We start from the raw sequence: 18,486 nt of genomic DNA, 5'->3' as shown, positions 1-18,486 counted from the left end.
TACAGTAACCTAGTACCGGTGATCGAGAGCAAGGCTGAGTCGAGGGCGACCTTCTGCCGGATCTGCGAGCCGCTGTGCGGCATGATCGCGACGGTAGAAGACGGCCGTCTGACCTCGCTACGCCCGGACAAGGACCACCCGCTGTCGGCGGGGTTCGCCTGCCAGAAGGGCATCGCCTTCACCGAGGTGGTCAACGACCCCGATCGGGTCACCATGCCGCTCAAGCGCACACCGGACGGCTTCGAACCAGTGAGCTGGGACGAGGCCCTGGACGACATCGCCGCCCGGCTCGACGCCATACACCGGCATCATGGTTCGGGCGCCGTGGCCTGGTACATGGGCAACCCCGCGGCCTTCAGCTACTCGCACCTGTTCGCCGCGATGGCATTCGCCAAGGGGATCGGCGGGGACAGTCATTTCTTCAGCTCGTCGACCCAGGACACCAGCAGCCGGCTGCTGGCCAACCAGTTCCTCTATGGGGCACCGTTCCCCGTGCCCATCCCGGATCTGATTCGTACCGATCTGCTGGTCATGCTCGGCGCGAATCCGGTGGTTTCCCATGGCAGTTTCCTGACCGCGCCGCGGATCAAAGACCGCATGCATGACATCGTCAAGCGCGGTGGACGGGTCGTGGTGGTCGACCCGCGGCGCAGCGAGACCGCGGCCCAGTTCGAGTGGCTGGGTATCACCCCGGATTCTGATGCGTACCTGCTGTTGTCGATCCTGCAGGTGCTGTTCGCCGAGGGGCTCGTCAGCGTGCGGTCCCGAACGCAGGCAAAGGGCCTGGACTGGCTGCAGGAGCAGTGCGCGCCGTTCACCCCGGAGTTGACGCACCAACACACCGGCATCGACCCAGGGACGGTGCGTGCGTTGGCCCGAGATCTCGCCGGCACCGAACGGGCCGCCGTGTACGGCCGGTTGGGCACCTGCGTCGGCCGCAACGGCACACTGACCAACTACCTGCTCGACGCCGTCAACCTCGTCGCGGGCAATCTGGACACCCCGGGTGGCAGTGTGTTCAGCACGTTGGGCATCCCCGGCCAGAAGTGGGGATCGATGGCGATGGGCGCCGCGCTGCGCCGTAGCTACCGGAACAAACGGACGCGGGTCGGCGGATTCCGCGCCGTGATCGGGGCCGAGCCCGCGGCGTTCATGGCCAAGGAGATCACGACGTCCGGTCGGCGGCAGGTCAAGGCGATGTTCATCGGCGCCGGCAATCCGGTGCTGTCGGTGCCCAACGGCTTGGAAATGGAACAAGCACTCGAATCCTTGGACCTGTCGGTGGGACTGGACCTCTACGTCAACGAGACCACCGCGCACTGCGACTACGTGCTGCCGGTGACGACGATGTACGAGCGCGACGACTTCGCCGTCACGTTCCAGATGTTCCAGGCCACGCCGTTCCGGCAGGCCACCGACGCGGTGGTGGCCCCGCGCGGTCAGGCCCGCACCGAATGGGACATCGTCGTCGACCTGGTCGCCCGGATGACAGTGCGGACACCCGTTTTCGGTGCGTTGCGGCTGGCGGCCAAGCGGGCCGCGCGACGCGGTCAGAGGCTCAGCCCGCGACCGATGATCGACATGATGATCCGGATGGCCGATGGCGGTGACCGCTTCGGATTGCGCCGTGGCGGACTGACTTTCCGTCGGCTGGCCGAACACCATCCGCACGGTGTGGTGGTGGCGCCGAACATCCGTACCGGCGTGCTCGGTGAGGTCGTGGTGTATCCGAAGGGGCGGATTCGGCTGGCGCACGAAGACATCTCCTCTGAGATCGCCGCGCTGTCACGCCGTGCCAGACCCGACGACTATCCGCTGCGCATGATCGGTATGCGGGAAGCTCGCTCCGAGAATTCCTGGCTGCACAACTCACCGTTGCTGATGCGCGGCACGAGGATTCACCGTGCCCTGATGCACAGCGAAGATGCGGCGGCGCGGCAGCTGTCCGACGGTGACGCGGTGCGCGTACGGTCGCCGTACGGCCAGATCGATATCGCGGTGTCACTCACCGACGACATCGTCCGCGGCACGGTCGCGATACCTCACGGCTGGGGCCACAAAGGGAGTGGCGGTTGGCGGATCGCCAACCAGGCGGGTGGTGCCAACGTCAATCAGCTGATGTCGAGCGATCCGTCCGATGTCGAGGCACTGGCCGGCATGTCCTGGTTGACGGGCGTCCCGGTGCAGGTCGAGGCTGGCTGATTTATATACTGTAAGTGTTACAGTTGACCGCGTGAGTGAAGTTGTGGACCAGGCGGTCAGCAGTGTGGAAATCGGCAAGCGCGCAGCGCAGAAGGCCGAGAAACGCCTGTTGATCGGCGGCGCGTTGGTGGCCGCGGCCTCGGGTGCCGAATTCGACAACGTCAGTCCCGCCACCGGCCTGCTGTTGGGGACGACGGCTGCGGCCGGTGCCGAGGACATGGATGCCGCGATCGGTGCGGCCCGGCGTGCGTTCGACGAATCCGACTGGAGCGCCAACCGCACCTTGCGGCAGCGCGTTCTTTCCCAGTTGCAGGACGCCATCGAGTCCGAAAAAGACGACCTGCGTGAAGAACTGATCGCCGAGGTGGGTTGTCCGGCGATGACGACGGAGAATGCCCAGCTGGACTGGCCGCTGGCCGACGCGTTGCGATACCCAGCCCGGCTGATCGACGAGTTCGAATGGGAACGCACCCTCGACGGCGGCGGCCTGTTCGGTGAGCGCAACGCCCGCACAGTGGTCAAAGAGGCGGTCGGCGTGGTCGCCGCGATCACGCCGTCGAACTTCCCGATCGAGGTGATCCTCAACAAGCTCGGACCGGCGCTGGCCGCCGGCAACACCGTAGTGCTCAAACCCGACCCGAACACGCCGTGGAATGCCACCCGGCTGGGTCGGTTGATCGCCGAGCGCACCGATATGCCGCCCGGCGTGGTCAACGTGGTGCCCACCCCGTCCAACGAGGTGGCCGGGCAGTTGGGCACCGATCCGCGTGTCGACATGGTGTCGTTCACCGGGTCGACGGCGGTCGGCCGGCATTTGATGCGGGTGGGCGCCGACACGATGAAGCGGACCTTCCTCGAACTCGGCGGCAAGTCGGCGATGATCGTGCTCGACGACGCCAAGCCCGGCCACATCATCCCCGGCGCCATCGGTGCCTGCGTGCACGCCGGCCAGGCTTGTGCGGCCAATACCCGGATGCTGGTGCACCGCAGTCTGTTCGACGAGGCCGTCGCCAACGTGACGATGGCATTCGGTGCGGTCCCGGTGGGCGACCCGGCGTTGCCTACCACCCTCGTCGGCCCACTGATCAGTGCGGCGCAGAAGCAGCGGGTGCTCGACGCCATCGACGGTGCCCGGCGCGACGGCGCCGACATCGTGGTGGGCGGCGGTGAGGTTCCAGGGCTGGCCGACCATCTGCGCGACGGGCACTTCGTCGCCCCCACGGTCATCGTCGGGGCCGACCCGCGCTCGGCGATCGCGCAGGACGAAGTGTTCGGACCGGTGCTGGTGATGCTGCCGTTCGACGATGACGAGGAGGCGGTGCGGATCGCCAACGACAGCGCGTTCGGCTTGGCGGGTGCGGTGATGTCGGCGTCATCCGAGCGGGCGATGGGGATCGCCCGGCGGATAAGGACCGGCGCAATTGGTGTTAATGGCGGCATGTACTACGGCGCCGACGCCCCGTTCGGTGGATACAAGAACAGTGGCGTCGGAAGGCAGTGCGGAATCGAGGGTTTCGCGCAGTACACCGAGACCAAGACCATCGGATGGCGCCTGCCCCGGCAGTAGGTTGCTCTGCTCGGGCGGAGGAAAGTCACCCCTGCGCGGTGGTGAATGAGGCTGCGCGGTCGAGAATGCTGTCGAGAATGTGGTCGAAGTTCCCGTCGTCGGCCATGCCGATGCGGTAGCCGCGTCCCGGAATCGAGGCGATCAGCGGCATCGCCTCGGCATCGATGACCTGCTCCCAGTACTCGCGGGGAAACTGCACTTCGGCGGTGCGGCTCTGCAAACGCTGCAGCACAGCGGAACTGCGTACGAGCACAGAGATGGCCGTGTAGGTGTCGAAAGCCTGCTTGGCGGTCATCCCGGCGGCCACCAGCACGGCCACCGGCTGCTCGATCTTCTCCAGGGCGCTGCGAGCCGCCGGTAGCCCACGGGTGCCTCGGATCAGGATGAGGTCGCACATGATCGGATTGTTCGCGAACATCGCGCGCATGCGGTGGGCGTGCGCGCGCAGGGATTCTCGCCAGGTGCCGGCCTCCATGGACAGCACACTCATGTCATAGTCGAGCAGCACCCGTTCGGTCATCGCATCGAGCAGTTCGTCCTTGCGCCGGAAGTACCAGTAGATGCTCGTCACGCCGACGTCGAGATGCCGTGCCAGTTGCGGCATGCTGAGGTTGTCGATCGACACCTCTTCGGCGATTTCGAATGCTCCGCTGAGGATTTCGTCGACGCTGATCGAGCCGCGTTCGCGGCGTCGGCGACCGTTGGTACTGGCGGGCCTGACCATTACAGCCCTGCTAGCCGACCGGGTCGAACGTGACGGGGATGGCGGTCGGGGAGCGGAACGGCTGACCGAAGATGTGCGGATCGTCGTCGGTGACCAGCTCTAGGTTGCGCACCCGGGACAGCAGGCTCTCCATGGCCACCCGGGTTTCCATCCGGGCGAGGTGCAGCCCCATGCAGGTGTGCTCGCCGGCGGCAAAGGTGATGTGCGGAACGCGTTTCCGGAATATGTCGAACTCCTCCGGCCGTTCCCATCGGTTCTCGTCGCGATTGGCCGATCCCATGCACACGTCGATCACCGCACCGGCGGGCAGTGCCACGCCGTCGAGTTCGGTGTCCTGGGTGGTCGAGCGTTGCACCGTGGTGAGTGGGGTTTCGTAGCGCAGGCCCTCTTCGATGGCCTGGCCGATGAGTTCGTGGTCGGCCTGGACCGCGGCGAACTGGTCGGGGTGGGTGAGCAGCAGGTAGATCAGGTTGCCCGAGGACCGGTAGGTGGTCTCCAGCCCGGCCGGCAGCAGCAACCGTAGAAACGAGTAGATGGCCTCGTCGGTCAGCTTCTCGCCGTCGATCTCGGCGGTGACGAGGTCTCCGATGATGTCGTCGGTGGGCTTGGAGCGCCGCAATTCGATCTGATTCAGGAAGTAATCCTTCAAGGCCGTCGATGCTTCGAACGCGCGCTTGTACTTCACCGTGTAGCTGATCAATTCGACGGCGCGCTGCCGAAACCAGGGCAGGTCTTCTTCGGGAAGTCCCAGCAGCCTGGAGATCACCCGGGTGGGGAACTCGAAAGTGAAATCGCGCACCAGATCAGCACGGCCGGCCTCGATGAACTCGTCGACGAGTGCTTCACAGATCGGCCGGACGATCTCGGGTTCCCAGCGCTGCAGGGAGCGTGACTTGAACGCGGCCGACACCAGGTTGCGGTGATCGCGGTGGGTCTTGCCCTCCATCGCCAGGATGGTGGGGCCGATGAACAGCCCGATGGTGTGGTCATAGATCTTCGAGTTGAACGACTTGCCGTCCCGGAACACGGTGTTGACCGCATCGAAGGACACGGCCGCGAATTGATGTTCGGGCAGTAGGGATTCGGGCGTCTTGGACCAGTCCATCACCGAGCCGCGGAACACCCCGTGTGCAGCGCGGTGCCGCGCGAAGATCGGATACGGGTCACGCAGCAGGGCGGCTGTGTCGCCGACGGACCCGTCGACCGTCTCGTCGGAAGCGGCATCCCGCACTTGACTACCCACAGCTCACCCCATCACCCGCGACGGACCCATACGCTGAAGCATATTACTGTAAATCTTACAGTAATGAAATCCGCGCGGGATCGCGCCTTGTCAGAGCTCGATCGGGGCGCCGTTGCTCATCGCCGCGATGAAGCCCGCGTCGACCTGGATGTCCTGACCGTTGATCCAGCGCGCCTCGGGAGAGGCCAGGAAGGCGATCAGCGGAACCACGTCGTCGACGGTCGCGTGCCGGCCCACGGTGGCGCGCACCAGGTCGAGCACGTCCTTGCCCATGGTCTGCTCGAAATCGGTCAGGATCGGCGTCTCGACCGGACCCGGGCTGACGGTGTTCACCCGCACCCCGTACTTGGCCCATGCCGGCCCCGCTACGCGTTTGACGAACAGGATCGCCGCCTGCTTGGACGTGGTGTACACCGGGAAGTCCGGATCCTGTCCGGTCTGCCACTGCGCCACCGCATCTCCATCGGTGAGCGCAAGAAGGCCATCCAGGATGTCGACGCGTTGCTGCCAGCCCAGTGCCGCGGTCGACGCCACTGTCACGATCGAGCCGCCCTGACGCAGCAGCGGTAGCATGCCCTCGGTCATCAGTCGCATGCCCAGGTAGTTGACCTTGAGTACGTCGGCAGCCGGTGCGGTACCCGGGACGCCGGCAACGTGCGCGAGCATGTCCCAGCCGTCACCGATCTCGCGCAACAGCCTCGCGATATCGGCGGCGTCCCGTAGGTCGCAGATGGCGTGCTCCGTCGCCGGCGTTTCGCCTGCGCGTACGTCCACGGCGAGCACGTGGTCACCCCGCTCGAAGAAATGCGCCGCCGTGGCTGCGCCGATCCCGGATCCGGCTCCGACGACGACGATTCTGCGTGCGGTCTCCGACATGCGCCAACCTCTCACTGAATGAACGACAGTAAGCATGACTGTAAACAATTCGGCCGGGCGGGACAATTGCCTTCCGCCTGCTTGTCCAGTGCTACCGTTAGGCTTCCCGGAGGGATTTCCGGAGCGGAGCTGGCGTTGGCGTGGCGAGGAGACGGATTCGATGAGCACGGTCGAGGAACGCGCGGCGGTGCAGCCGCAGCGCGGGGGTCTGGATGAGCTGCTGGCCGCTCAGCGCCGGTCGTTCATCGCCGACGGTCCGCCCGGCGTCGCGCTGCGCCGCAACCGCATCGACCGGCTGCTCGCGATGGTCCTGGACAATTCGGAGGACTTCGTCGCAGCCACCGCGGCCGACTACGGATCGCGTTCGCGCTCAGCGGCGTTCCTCTCCGAGATCATGGGCATGTTGTCGGTCATCGAGCACACCCGGGCGCATATCCCGCACTGGATGCGCGCCACAAAGCTGATGCGTGCCGCCCGTTTCGCCGGATTGCGCGCCGAGGTGCTGCCGAGTCCCCTCGGGGTGGTCGGCGTGATCGGCCCGTGGAACTTCCCCGTCCAGTTGACGGTGCTGCCGGCGGCAGCCGCGTTCGCCGCGGGCAACCGGGTGATGATCAAGATGTCCGAGGTCACCCCGCGCACCGCCGAGCTGATGGCGGCGACCGCGCCGAAGTACTTCGACGCCACCGAACTCCAGGTCGTGACTGGCGGGCCGGACGTGGCTGCCGAGTTCGCCGGGCTGCCGTTCGACCACCTGTTCTTCACGGGCTCGCCCTCGATCGGGGCACTCGTGTCCCGGGCGGCGTCGGAAAACCTGGTGCCGGTGACGCTGGAGCTGGGCGGCAAGAACCCGGTGGTGATCTCCCCGAGGGCTGATATCGAACGCGCAGCGAGCCGGATCGCCCAGGCGCGCATGGTCAATGGTGGGCAGGTGTGCGTGTGCCCGGACTATGTCTTCGTGCCTGATGGCCAGGTGGACCGATTCGTCGCGGTGGCCCGCAAGACACTGGGCAACCTGTTTCCCACCATCGTCGGCAATCCCGACTACTGCTCCTCGGTGAACGAGGCCAACTTCGACCGGGTGGTGGGACTGATCGCCGACGCCCGCGCGCACGGGGCCCGGATCGATTCCGTGGTGCCGGCGGGGGAGGTGCTGCCCGATCCAGGCTCGCGCAAGATCCCGCCTACCATCGTGCGCGACGTCGACGACCGCATGCGCATCGCGAGCGAAGAGGTGTTCGGGCCGGTGCTGGCGGTCCGCGGCTACTCCGCGCTCACCGAAGCCGTCGACCACATCAATGCCAACCCGTCACCGTTGGTGGCCTACTGGTTCGGGCCGGACGACGACGACTTCCGGCATTTCGTCAGTCACACCCGCAGTGGCGGCGTGGCCCGCAATGATTTTGCCGCGCACATGATCCCGTCGGACGCTCCCTTCGGCGGCGTGGGGCGGAGCGGTACCGGCGCCTACCACGGCAAGGCCGGCTTTGATACGTTCAGCCACTACCGCACGGTGGTGGGCACCGACCTGCCGTTCAGCGTCACCGGCCAGGCTGCCCGCCCGTTCACCGCGTCGCTGCGGGTCAGCACCAACCTCGCGGTGCGGCGGGCCCGGAGCCGGACCGCTGCCCGGATCAAGAAGTTTCGCTGACCGCCTGCTCGCGGGCCCAGCGGTAATCGGCCTTGCCGGCGGGGCTGCGCTCGATGACGCGGCGGAACACCACGGCCTTCGGCAACTTGTAGCGGGCAATGGAGGATTCGGCGTGCCGGATGAGCTCATCGGCGGTAACACCGTTGTCGGCGAGCGCATCCTGGCTCAATGCTACGACAGCCACCACCTCCTGGCCCCAACGTTCACTCGGTCGGCCGGTGACCACCACGTCCCGCACCGCGGGATGTGAGGCGATGGCGGCTTCGACCTCCTCGGCGAAGATCTTCTCCCCACCGGAATTGATGGTCACCGAGTCACGGCCGAGCAGCTCGATCGCGCCGCTGTTCAGATGGCGGGCGCGATCGCCGGGTGTCGCATAGCGCACGCCGTCGATCACCGGGAACGTTGCCGCGGTCTTGGCGGCATCACCCTTATAACCCAGAGGCACGAATCCGCGCTGTGCCAGCCAGCCCAACCCCTCGTGACCCGCGGGGAGGACAGCGGTGAAATCCTCTGTCACCACGCAGGTATCGGGCCCGGCGTTGAACGTTCCCGTGGACACCGCACCCGGAGCAGACATGTGGCTCATCTGGGCACCGGTCTCGGAGGATCCCACCCCGTCGATCACGATGAGGTTGGCCTTGGCGTCGATGAGTTGTTGTTTGACGTAGGGCGTCAGTTGCGCTCCGCCGTTGGCCACGACGGACAGTGAGGATACGTCCGCAGCGCCTGTCTTGATCGCATCCAGCAGCGGACGCGCCATCGCGTCGCCCACCACCGTCGCCACCAACACCTGTTCGCGTTCGATGGTGCGTACCACGTCGTCGGCATCGAAACGATCCACGACACTGGGGAATACGACGGTCTGTCCCGTGGTCACGGCCGTCATCGCACCCCATTGGGCCGCGCCGTGAATCAGCGGTGGCAGGATGAGCAGCTTGGTGCCCGGATTGTCGACCGCGCGCCCGGCGATTTCCTCGACCGACTGTGATTTCTCACCGGTGACCATGTTGCGTCCGCCGAACGCGGTCATGAAGATGTCATGCTGGCGCCACAACACGCCCTTGGGCATGCCGGTCGTGCCGCCGGTGTAGAGCACGTAGAGATCGTCGGGGCTGGGGTCGACCGGCGGCGGGGCCGGCGTTGAGGAATTGGCGATCGACTCGTAATCCACCGCGCCCTCCAACAGTTCATTGCCGGAGTCGTCGGCGATCTGGATCAGTACCCGCAGCTCCGGCAGATCGGGCAGGATCTCGGCCACCCGCGGCGCGAAGGATGCGTGGTACACCAACGCAGACGCGCCGGAATCCGCCAGCAGGTACTGCAATTCGTTCTTGACGTAGCGGTAGTTGACGTTGAATGGGGCGACCCGGGCCCGAAAGGAGCCGAGTAGCGATTCGACGAACTCCGGCCCGTTGTAGGCGTAGATGCCGAGCAGGTCCTGGCCCACTTCGTGGCCGGCGAGCTCACCGCGTTCGGTCTGTGTGCCCAGCCCGCGTGAATGCAGGTATGCCGCCAGCCGATTCGAGCGGTCCACGATTTGTCGATAGGTGTAGCGCCGGTCGCCCTGGATGATCAGCGGTCGGTCCGGAATGGCGGCGGCGACGGCTTCGGCGACAGCCGGAACGGTGAACTGCACGGGATTCTCCTAGTGGGCGGGTCGGAGCTGCTGCCAGGCCTGCAGCAGGTGATCGGTGGTGGTGACCGTGGCGAGCAGGGACAGCGTGTTGTCGATGACCGCATCGGCGTAGGCGGTCGGGATGCCGGCAACGGCGTCCCGGGGCAGCACCACGCGGTATCCGGCGTTGACCGCATCCATCACCAGGTTGGTGATCGCGATGTTCACCGAGACGCCCACCGCGACGATGGTGCGCACCCCGAGGTTGCGCAGGATCGCATCCAGGTCCGTGCCGCCCATCGGTCCCAGGCCATGCCAGCGGGACAGCACGAGATCGTCCGGCTCGGGGCCGAATTCGGGCAGCAGCGTGGCGCCGGGGCTACCGGGCTGGATGCCGACGTCGCTGCGCCCGATGGCGAAGATCTTGGCATTGTGGTTGGAGCCCAACCCATCCGGGCGTCGCTGCACCAGGCAGTGCACCACCCGGGCCGAGGCGGCCCGCGCCGCCGGCAACAGCCGGGAGATATTGGGCAATGCCTGCCGGCGGGCCTCGTCGGCCAGGGCGGCCAGCCCGGCATCGGGACCGACCACCGCGCCCTGACATTCCTGCGTGACGATTGCCGTGTGCTCAGGCGCGACCAGGTTCGGCAGGTCGATCTTCATGCGTGTGCGACGCTGTCGTCGGCGGGCACCTCGTAGAACTGGGTGGCCCACTTGCGCATCGCCATATAGGGCTTCGCGTCGATCTTGGCCAGTGGTGGATGCTCGACGTACTTCTGGTAGCGCCAGATGTCGCAGTCCTCCCACACCGTCTTGAGGAACTGCTTCTCGACCTGTCTGCGCACCTGCTCGGGCGGGATATCCGACGTCTCACCCGCAACCTTGGGCCACCAGATCGAATAGAACATGTCCGACACCTCGTCGTCGACCGGTGTGCAGGCGAAGATCAACCGATGATTCGACGAGCCCTCGAAGGCGCTCATGGCGAACCCGAGCCCGGAGAAGTGGCTGTGGATACGCAGCGCCATCTTGTTCGGATCATCGCTGCGGGCATCGGGCCAACCCGTGAGGAACCGCCATTCCTCGTCTACATGTTCCCAGTGCAGGCACACCGGCGTCACGGTCGCGCCGTGGACATAGCGGAAATGTGAACTGTCCGGACCATTTTCGGCCACGATCTGCGGGTGCACCGGAATCGCGTCGGCCCGGCTGGAGAACTCCGGATAGGGCCGGTAGTACGCATTCGGATCGGTTTCGAACTGCGGGAACTTGTGGAAGATGTCGGGCAGTTCCCACTGCGGTTCCAAACCGGCGGGCTGGTACCACATGAAGATGCAGCCGTACTGCTCCTTGACCGGGTAGGAACGCAGCCGTAGACCGCGGTTGGGCTTGTCCGGCTGGTAGGGGATATAGGTGTTGTTGCCTTCCGGGCCCCAGCGCCAGCCGTGGAACGGGCACTCGACGCAGTCGCCGACGACCTTGCCGCCGTGACCGATATGCGCGCCCAGATGCTTGCAATGAGCTTCCAGCACATGCAGCTCGCCGGACTCGTCGCGGTAGGCCGCGAGGTCCTCGCCGAAGTACTTCAGTGCCTTGACGTCCCCGATCTCATACTCGGCTGACCAGCCGATCATGAACCAGCCGGTGACCTTCCAGGTGAACGGCACTTTCATGCTCGCTGCCTCCCGTTTTCCTGCTCTCGCGATAGGTACGGAAGACATTACAGTAGCGATTACTGGATAGAAAGTGCGTGCTGAACTGACCGTCGTGGCTCTCCATGGCGACGCGGGCCGGCGCCGGCGTGCTACCCGAACTGGGTGATGCCGCCGTCGACGGCCAGGGACTGACCTGTGATGTATGCGGACTCGCCGCTGAGCATGAAAACGGTCGCGTAGGCGATGTCCCATGCCGTGGCCTGGCGCCCCAACGGCCACCGGATCTTGGCTCGGCGCTCCACGGTGGCGTCCCCGATGCGCCCCAGGGGAGTGTCGACGGGGCCTGGAATCACGTGGTTGGCACGGATGCTGCGGGGTGCCCCTTCGAGGGCGACGTGCCTGCAGAGCCCGAACAACCCGGCCTTGGATGCGTCGTAGGCCGGCAGTCGGGTGCCGCCTCTCACTCCGGCGACCGAACCGATGAACACGAGGGCGCTGCCGTCGGTCAGCAGTGGCATGGCAGCGCGGGCGACAAGGAAATGGGATCGGATGTTCAGCGCGAAAAGGTCGTCCCACAACTCGGGTGAGGTGCCGGCAAGTCCTTGCCCTGAGCCGAATCCGACGTTGGCGACCACGCCGTCAAGTCCGCCCAACTTCTCGTGTGCCTCGTGGACCAGGCGCTCGCATGCGGCCGCATCACGCACGTCGGCAACCACCGCGATGCTCTGGCTGCCCTCCTGCGCGCACAGATCGGCCGTCGTCTTGGCGGCAGCCTCGTCAATGTCGACGCAAACCACCTGCGCGCCTTCCCTGGCCGACAACATCGCGATGGCACGGCCATTGCCGACGGTGACCTCAGGATCGGTCGACGGTCGTGACCCTGCGCCGACGACGACGACGCGCCGATCTTTGAGTCGACCGCGGCCGGGTGCGGTGCCTGCTGATTCCGGGGTGAGCGTCATGTATCGAACGTAGCACCGGCGCTGTACGACTGTACAGTGTGCTCATGACGTCGCAGCATGAGCTTGAGTCCGCCCCGAGGATCGCCCCGTTGCCCATCGGCGAATGGGGTGAGGAGGCGATTGCCGCCGTCGCTTCCGCATTTGGAGCCGGCGGTGTGAAGGCATTTCAACGCGCCGGTGCGGCCCCAAATGTGCTGGCCACGATGGTGCACCATCCGGGCTTGGCCGCGGCGTTCAACCGGCTCGGCAACGAGCTGTTGACCAGGCCTGCGATCGGGCATCGGGGACGCGAGCTCATGCTGCTGCGCGTTGCCTGGCGCACGCGAGCCAAATACGAGTGGGCGCACCACGTGCGGCAAGCGGAGTGCTATGGGCTGGACGCGACCGACGTTCAAGGGGTCATCGACGGGGCTTGCGAGAAGTGGTCGGCGCTCGAGGGCGATCTGGTGGCCGCGGCGGACCAACTTCTCGACCACTACCGCATCGATGACACCACTTGGCAGCGCCTGGCGGTTCATCTCGATGACCGCCAGCTGGTCGAGCTTCCGTTCATCGTCGGGGCGTATGCCTGCCTCGCAATGGCTTTCAACAGCTGGAATCTCCAATTGGAGGACGGTCTGGATGCCAGTGGAGTTCCACGTCTGCCGGGGTGATCTCTTCGGTGGCGTGTCGACCGTCACATATTGTACGGTCGTACAGCGCGACTGCGGAACGCGGGCGGGAAGGGACACGAGATGACCAGTTATGACTACATCATCGCCGGAGCCGGATCTGCCGGTTGCGTGCTGGCCAATCGCCTCACCGAAGACCCCGGCGTGCAGGTCTTGTTGCTGGAGGCAGGCGGTGGCGACAGCAATCCACTGTTGGTCGTCCCCAAGGGATCCGGCAAGCTGTTCGAGAGTCCGAAGCACATGTGGCATTACCAGACTGTGCCTTTCGGTCCCGACGGTCATTCTGAGCAGTGGATGCGGGGCAAGGTGATCGGTGGATCAAGCTCGATCAACGGCATGATCTACAACCGCGGGCAGCGCGCCGACTGGGACGCAATCGAACAGCTGGGTAACAAGGGCTGGGGTTGGGACCAGATGCTGCCGATCTTCACCGGATTCGAGGACAACCAGTTCGGCCCATCGCCCACCCGAGGCGTAGGTGGGCCACTGCACATCTCGGTGCCGCGAGATCCCGATCCGCTGTGTGAGGAGATGATCTACGCCGGAGCCGGCCTTGGGCTGACCAGGGTCCAAGACATCAATGAATCCGACGGAGAACGCATCGGATACGCCACCTCAACCATCAGGAATGGTCGACGGGTCAGTGCGGCGAAGGCTTTCCTCAAGCCCGCATTACGCAGGCCCAACCTGACCGTGCAGACCAACACGGTGGTACACGGCCTGGTCTTCGAGCATGGTCGCGCTGTCGGCGTGCACGTCGCACGCCGAGGTGCGACCGCGACGATACGTGCGACCCGGGAAGTGATCGTCGCACTGGGCAGTCTCAATACCCCGCTGCTGCTGCAGCGCTCGGGCATCGGCCCGCGGGAAGTTCTGCTCGCGGCCGGAGTGAGGGTGTACCTGGATCGCTCAAAGGTCGGCCGCGGATTGCGTGAACATCGATGTGCCACCATGCGTTTGCAGCTGAAAGACGATCTCGGATACAACCGCCTGCTCTCGAGCGCATTGGGGCAGGCGGTCACCGGCGCGAAGTACCTGGCCACCAGGAAGGGTCCTCTGGCGGCACCGTCGTTCGACATCGTGGGCTTCGCCAAATCCCGTCCCGATGTCGACCGGCCAGATGGGCAATTGATGCTGGGCCCGTGGACCATTCCTCCCTACAACCTCGGCGAACCAGTGGCCATCGAACGCCAGGCCGGTGTCTCCTGCCTGGGCATGATGTTGCGCCCGACCTCGGAGGGTTCGATCGAGATCACCGGATCCGACCCCTGTGCAGCAGCGCGAATTGACCCGAACTACCTTGGAACCGAGCAGGATCGACGCACCACGGCCGACTTGGTCCGGCGGATGCGCACACTGTTCGAGCAGTCGCCGATCGCCGAGCGCATCAGCCACGAAACTTACCCCGGGCCAGATGTGGATTCTGACGAAGCGCTGGTGGCCTCTGTGCTCACCGGTGGATACTGTGGATATCACGCGGCCGGTAGCTGCGCGATGGGGCCTGACGGCGACGACGTCGTCGATGACCAGCTGAAGGTGCGCGGCGTCGAAGGTCTACGGGTGGTGGACTGCTCGGTGCTGCCCACCATGGTTGCCGGCAACCTCAACGGTCCGATCATGGCCGTGGCGTGGCGCGCGGCCGATCTGATCCGCCAGAACGTTTGATTGGCCCCTGCCCTCTGCTGGGAAAAGAACTCGATCACAACACTTTCACCGCGAGGCGACCTACCAGTGCTATACAGTCGTATAGCGACTTGTCGTTGACGGCGGGTTGCCGTGTGGAACGCAGGACGGCCACACGCACAACAAGGGAAAGGGGTTGTCATGCAAGGGGTGGCGTTGTGCGGTCGGATGGTGACGGCCGCGTCGGCGGTGATGATGGCGTCGATGGTGGCAACCGCAGGCCCGGCTCTGGCTGATCCGAAGGTTCCCAACGACGTGTGGATTCAATGCGCTGCGTTCTCGGGGTCCAATACGCAGTGGCCGCACGTGCTCTCGGGATGCGATTCCAGAAGTGGGGAAAACGGGGCGGGCCAGACGGTGCGTACGGCACCGGGGACCGAGACGATTCGGTGGTCCGCGCCATTCGAAAGCGGAAAGAGCTTTCAATTGGTGAACATCGCCAACACCGTAGTCGGCCCCTCTGCGGATTGCCCCGCCGACCACCCGGTGAAGGCGAACGTGTCCGGCAGTATCGAGGCCGGTGGGCAGTACGGCGGATCTCCCGTCACGGCTGTCATCTGCGCGAACGGAACAGACTTCCTGATGCAGCCCGGAACCCTGTTCGTCATTCACAAGGCATGAAGCCCGACCAGCTATACGCGCACGGCGTGGATGCTATACGATCGTATAGCCCATGTGGTCGGTGTCCCGCACCGTCGGAACGGCCATCGCCTTAATCTCCAAGGAGTTTCATGACAAGCCGATTCTCACTAGAAGGCCGTGTGGCCGTCATCACCGGTGGCGGCACGGGGATCGGCCGGGGAACGGCACTGGTGCTCGCAGAACACGGTGCTGACGTGGTGCTGGCGGGGCGTCGTCCCGACCCACTGGAAATCACGGCGAAGGAGATTGTCGATCTTGGGCGACGGGCTCTCCCCGTATCGACCGACGTCACCACTGCGGATGCTTGTAACGCGTTGATCGACAAGACGATCGATGAGTTCGGTCGAGTTGACATCCTGATCAACTGTGCCGGCGGTGCAGAGACAAAGTCGATCATGAAGTTCGAGGAAGACGAGTTCGAGAAGGTACTCGCACTCAATTTCAAGGCGGTGTGGCACCTGTCGAAGGCTGCTGCACGCCCCATGATCGCCCAAGGTAAAGGATCGATCGTCAACATCTCCTCCGGCGCGAGCTTGCTGGCGATGCCTCAGGCCGCACCATATGGCGCGGCAAAAGCTGCTGTGAACAACCTGACCGGTTCAATGGCAGCTGCCTGGGCCAAGAAGGGCTTGCGGGTCAACGCGATTGCCGTGGGGGCAGTGCGCGCGGCCACGCTGACCGACGATGCGGCGCGGTACGGTCTCGATCCGGAGGCGATCGCCATGACCAACGGGCTGGGCCGGCTCGGAGAGCCCGATGAAATCGGTTACGGTGCTCTGTTCTTCGCGTCCGATGCGTCCAGCTTCTGCTCAGGCCAGACTCTGTACATGCACGGCGCCCCAGGCCCCGCGGGAGTGTGAACACACAAAAGTGGGCCCCGCAGCAGACTGTCGGGGCCCACTTTGTTCCTACGCTTAGTGTGGAGCTACTTGACCGCGAATCCCGCGTCGACCGGCAGGGTCATGCCAGTGATGTAGCGCGCGGCGTCACTGATGAGGAACAGCACTGCATGGCTCACGTCGATGGGCTCCACGAACGGGACGGGAAGCAGGTTGCCTGACATGGCGCTGGATTCAGGGTTGGCAGCGAAGACGCTCGCCATGTGCTCGTTGAAGATCATCGGCGTGGCCACCCCGGTCGGGTGGATCGAGTTCACCCGGATGTGGTGCGGTGCGTAGGCGTACGCCGCCGAGCGCATCAGCCCGACAACTCCGTGTTTGGACGCCGCGTAGGCAAAGGTAGCGGCGCTGCCGTCGCCGCCGCGCCCGACGAGTCCCTGCATCGAGCTGATCAGGATGATCGACCCGCCGGTCTGCTTACGGATCATGGAGGGCGCGGTAGCCGCGATGGTGTGCCAGACGCCGTTGAGATTGGTATCGACGATATCGCGGTACACCTTGGCGTCCAACGGGTCGGTCAATCCCATGCCGACAACGCCGGCGTTGGCCACCACAACATCGACATCACCGAATTCGTCTATGCCGGTGTCGATCCCGGCTTGGAGTGCGTCCAGGTCGCGAACGTCGGCGACCACTGTCTTGATGCGCCCGCCGGCTTCGCTGACCAGCCGGGCGGTCTCGTCGAAGTCGACCGTGCTGGCCAGTGGGTAAGGAATTGACTCGATGTCGCCGCACAGATCGATGCCGATGATGTCGAAACCTGCGGCCGCCAGGGCCACTGCGTGGCTGCGTCCCTGACCGCGGGCGGCGCCGGTGATCACCGCGACGCGGCTCGTGTTGGTGCTCACGTCAGCTCACGACCGCGGGCATGCTGTCCCAGCCCCGCACCGTGGAGGTGCGTGACCGCCGTGCACCCGACATGTCGATCTCCCACTCGGGCCAGCGTTTCAGCACCTCCTCCAGCGCCACCCTGCCCTCCAACCGGGCCAGCGGGGAACCGACGCAGAAATGCGGACCACGACCGAACGTCAGATGGCCGCCGGGCTTGCGATGGATGTCGAACCTGTCAGGATCGTCGAAGTGGCGTTCGTCGCGGTTGGCCGAGGCGAGCATCAGCAGCAGCGGCTTGCCGGCCGGGACCACGTGGCCCTGGAAGCTCACGTCATCGGTGGCGATGTACCGGGCGACGTGGGGGCCGGGGGGTTCGTACCGAAGTAACTCCTCAATGGCTGTGGGGATGAGCCCATGGTCTTCGGCCAGTTCCTTGCGCTGCTCGGGATGTTCGGCGAGCACCTTGCCCATCCAGCCGAACAGGCGTCCAGTGGTCTCCACGCCGGCGCCGGCGACGACGGCGAGAAACACGATGAGCTCCTGTTTGGTCAGCTTTCGTGTGGTGCCGTTCTCATCTTCGAATTCCACATTGAGCAGTTCGGTGATCAGGTCATCGGACGGGTTCTTCTCTCGCCATTCGACGTACTCGCCGAACATCTCGCCGGTGAAGTAACGATCCTTCTTGATCTCCATGGGTTTGCCCGGCTCGTTGCGCAGCACGTTATTGGCGTGCTCGCGCACGGCTGGTTGCTCGGCGTCGGGAATACCGGCGAGCATCCCGATGGTGCGCATCGGAAGCTCTGCGCCGAGGTCCCCCACGAAGTCGAACCGGTCGCCACCGACGAGCGGGTCGAGGCAGGCGACGCAGAATGCGCGGATCTTCTCCTCCACCGCACGCATCTTCTTGGGCGTGAAGGCCCGCGACACGATGGCGCGGTGGATCGTGTGCAGTGGCGGATCCTCGTTGATGAAGATGCCCGGTGGCATCACCGGATCTGTCATCACCACTTCGAGGATGTCGCCCTTGGCCGAGCTGAGGCGGGTGGTGTCCTTGAGCGCGGCGTCGACATCGGCGTACCGGCTGATACCCCAGAAGTCGTGGCGTTCGTTGTAGTACACCGGGCGTTCGTCGCGCAGCCGGCGATACGTGGGGTAGGGATCCAGGTCGATGTCGAAATCCCATGGGTCGTAGTACAAATCGGTCAACATCGGCTCCTCGGCAGCGGACATTCTATGCGTGCACAACGCATCTGCTGTACGACTGT

16 protein-coding genes are annotated in these 18,486 nt (G+C 65.2%); 7 read left to right on the top strand and 9 right to left on the bottom strand.

Annotated elements, in window-relative coordinates; all coding sequences use genetic code 11:
* The first annotated feature begins 81 nt into the window (after positions 1-81).
* Together BN2156_RS10955 and BN2156_RS10950 are read left to right on the top strand one after the other, a co-directional pair.
* Positions 82-2,202, top strand: a complete 2,121-nt coding sequence (locus BN2156_RS10955) for a molybdopterin-containing oxidoreductase family protein (RefSeq protein ID WP_407661724.1) — start codon at positions 82-84, stop codon at positions 2,200-2,202.
* 31 nt (positions 2,203-2,233) lie between these two features.
* Positions 2,234-3,769, top strand: coding sequence for an aldehyde dehydrogenase family protein (locus BN2156_RS10950; protein WP_090513383.1), 1,536 nt, complete (start codon positions 2,234-2,236; stop codon positions 3,767-3,769).
* A gap of 25 nt (positions 3,770-3,794) precedes the next feature.
* Here BN2156_RS10950 and BN2156_RS10945 read toward each other — a convergent pair whose 3' ends face one another.
* From BN2156_RS10945 to BN2156_RS10935, 3 genes are all read right to left on the bottom strand, one after another.
* Entirely contained in the window at positions 3,795-4,493 is a 699-nt protein-coding gene (locus BN2156_RS10945) for a TetR/AcrR family transcriptional regulator (RefSeq protein WP_090513380.1), read from the bottom strand.
* Between the two features lie 10 nt (positions 4,494-4,503).
* A complete protein-coding gene (locus tag BN2156_RS10940; RefSeq protein ID WP_407661666.1) occupies positions 4,504-5,736 on the bottom strand; it encodes a cytochrome P450 in 1,233 nt (410 codons plus the stop codon).
* A gap of 90 nt (positions 5,737-5,826) precedes the next feature.
* The gene (locus BN2156_RS10935; RefSeq protein WP_090513375.1) at positions 5,827-6,612 is read right to left on the bottom strand and encodes an SDR family oxidoreductase; all 786 of its coding nucleotides are present in this window, start codon (positions 6,610-6,612) and stop codon (positions 5,827-5,829) included.
* Positions 6,613-6,772: 160 nt separating this feature from the next.
* Between BN2156_RS10935 and BN2156_RS10930 the strand changes: the two genes are divergently transcribed.
* Positions 6,773-8,260 (top strand): aldehyde dehydrogenase family protein, encoded by a 1,488-nt coding sequence (locus BN2156_RS10930; protein ID WP_090513373.1) that lies wholly within the window; start codon positions 6,773-6,775, stop codon positions 8,258-8,260.
* On the opposite strand, the gene BN2156_RS10925 is transcribed toward BN2156_RS10930, so the two are convergent.
* The 4 genes from BN2156_RS10925 to BN2156_RS10910 form a co-directional block, all read right to left on the bottom strand.
* On the bottom strand, positions 8,244-9,899 hold the full coding sequence (locus BN2156_RS10925) for a medium-chain acyl-CoA ligase Mig (protein ID WP_090513370.1): 1,656 nt from the start codon (positions 9,897-9,899) through the stop codon (positions 8,244-8,246). The two genes, BN2156_RS10930 and BN2156_RS10925, sit on opposite strands and share 17 nt — an antisense overlap.
* A 9-nt stretch (positions 9,900-9,908) precedes the next feature.
* The gene (locus tag BN2156_RS10920) at positions 9,909-10,541 is read right to left on the bottom strand and encodes a cysteine hydrolase family protein (protein WP_090513368.1); all 633 of its coding nucleotides are present in this window, start codon (positions 10,539-10,541) and stop codon (positions 9,909-9,911) included.
* Positions 10,538-11,551, bottom strand: coding sequence for a Rieske 2Fe-2S domain-containing protein (locus tag BN2156_RS10915; RefSeq protein ID WP_090513365.1), 1,014 nt, complete (start codon positions 11,549-11,551; stop codon positions 10,538-10,540). The genes BN2156_RS10920 and BN2156_RS10915 overlap by 4 nt, the downstream gene beginning before the upstream one ends.
* Before the next feature lie 131 nt (positions 11,552-11,682).
* Positions 11,683-12,495, bottom strand: coding sequence for an SDR family NAD(P)-dependent oxidoreductase (locus tag BN2156_RS10910; RefSeq protein ID WP_090513362.1), 813 nt, complete (start codon positions 12,493-12,495; stop codon positions 11,683-11,685).
* Positions 12,496-12,539: 44 nt separating this feature from the next.
* Here BN2156_RS10910 and BN2156_RS10905 point away from each other — a divergent pair, with 44 nt between their 5' ends.
* From BN2156_RS10905 to BN2156_RS10890, 4 genes are all read left to right on the top strand, one after another.
* Positions 12,540-13,148: a carboxymuconolactone decarboxylase family protein gene (locus tag BN2156_RS10905; RefSeq protein WP_131725155.1), complete on the top strand. Its 609-nt coding sequence runs from the start codon at positions 12,540-12,542 to the stop codon at positions 13,146-13,148.
* A gap of 81 nt (positions 13,149-13,229) precedes the next feature.
* Positions 13,230-14,831 (top strand): GMC family oxidoreductase, encoded by a 1,602-nt coding sequence (locus tag BN2156_RS10900; RefSeq protein ID WP_090513357.1) that lies wholly within the window; start codon positions 13,230-13,232, stop codon positions 14,829-14,831.
* 189 nt (positions 14,832-15,020) lie between these two features.
* On the top strand, positions 15,021-15,470 hold the full coding sequence (locus BN2156_RS10895; protein WP_131725154.1) for a hypothetical protein: 450 nt from the start codon (positions 15,021-15,023) through the stop codon (positions 15,468-15,470).
* Between the two features lie 110 nt (positions 15,471-15,580).
* Complete coding sequence (locus tag BN2156_RS10890; RefSeq protein WP_090513352.1) at positions 15,581-16,351, top strand: SDR family NAD(P)-dependent oxidoreductase; 771 nt, start codon at positions 15,581-15,583, stop codon at positions 16,349-16,351.
* 65 nt (positions 16,352-16,416) lie between these two features.
* Here BN2156_RS10890 and BN2156_RS10885 read toward each other — a convergent pair whose 3' ends face one another.
* Both BN2156_RS10885 and BN2156_RS10880 read right to left on the bottom strand, forming a co-directional pair.
* Positions 16,417-17,238 carry a mycofactocin-coupled SDR family oxidoreductase gene (locus BN2156_RS10885; protein ID WP_090513350.1) on the bottom strand — a complete coding sequence of 274 codons (822 nt, stop codon included), beginning with the start codon at positions 17,236-17,238 and terminating at the stop codon, positions 16,417-16,419.
* 1 nt (position 17,239) lies between these two features.
* Positions 17,240-18,427, bottom strand: a complete 1,188-nt coding sequence (locus tag BN2156_RS10880) for a cytochrome P450 (RefSeq protein WP_090515774.1) — start codon at positions 18,425-18,427, stop codon at positions 17,240-17,242.
* Between the last annotated feature and the right edge of the window lie 59 nt (positions 18,428-18,486).

The sequence above is a fragment of the Mycolicibacterium neworleansense genome (genome assembly GCF_001245615.1).
Taxonomy (GTDB): Bacteria; Actinomycetota; Actinomycetes; order Mycobacteriales; family Mycobacteriaceae; genus Mycobacterium; species Mycobacterium neworleansense.
Note: the sequence above shows the minus strand (reverse complement) of the source record. Positions and strands in the feature narration are given on the sequence as shown.

Bases quoted from the DNA above. Each gene is read 5' to 3' on its own strand.
- BN2156_RS10935 (WP_090513375.1), bottom strand. From the start codon at position 6,612: ATGTCGGAGACCGCACGCAGAATCGTCGTCGTCGGAGCCGGATCCGGG.
- BN2156_RS10930 (WP_090513373.1), top strand. From the start codon at position 6,773: ATGAGCACGGTCGAGGAACGCGCGGCGGTGCAGCCGCAGCGCGGGGGT.
- BN2156_RS10945 (WP_090513380.1), bottom strand. From the start codon at position 4,493: ATGGTCAGGCCCGCCAGTACCAACGGTCGCCGACGCCGCGAACGCGGC.
- BN2156_RS10900 (WP_090513357.1), top strand. From the start codon at position 13,230: ATGACCAGTTATGACTACATCATCGCCGGAGCCGGATCTGCCGGTTGC.
- BN2156_RS10955 (WP_407661724.1), top strand. From the start codon at position 82: ATGATCGCGACGGTAGAAGACGGCCGTCTGACCTCGCTACGCCCGGAC.
- BN2156_RS10905 (WP_131725155.1), top strand. From the start codon at position 12,540: ATGACGTCGCAGCATGAGCTTGAGTCCGCCCCGAGGATCGCCCCGTTG.
- BN2156_RS10910 (WP_090513362.1), bottom strand. From the start codon at position 12,495: ATGACGCTCACCCCGGAATCAGCAGGCACCGCACCCGGCCGCGGTCGA.
- BN2156_RS10920 (WP_090513368.1), bottom strand. From the start codon at position 10,541: ATGAAGATCGACCTGCCGAACCTGGTCGCGCCTGAGCACACGGCAATC.
- BN2156_RS10915 (WP_090513365.1), bottom strand. From the start codon at position 11,551: ATGAAAGTGCCGTTCACCTGGAAGGTCACCGGCTGGTTCATGATCGGC.
- BN2156_RS10890 (WP_090513352.1), top strand. From the start codon at position 15,581: ATGACAAGCCGATTCTCACTAGAAGGCCGTGTGGCCGTCATCACCGGT.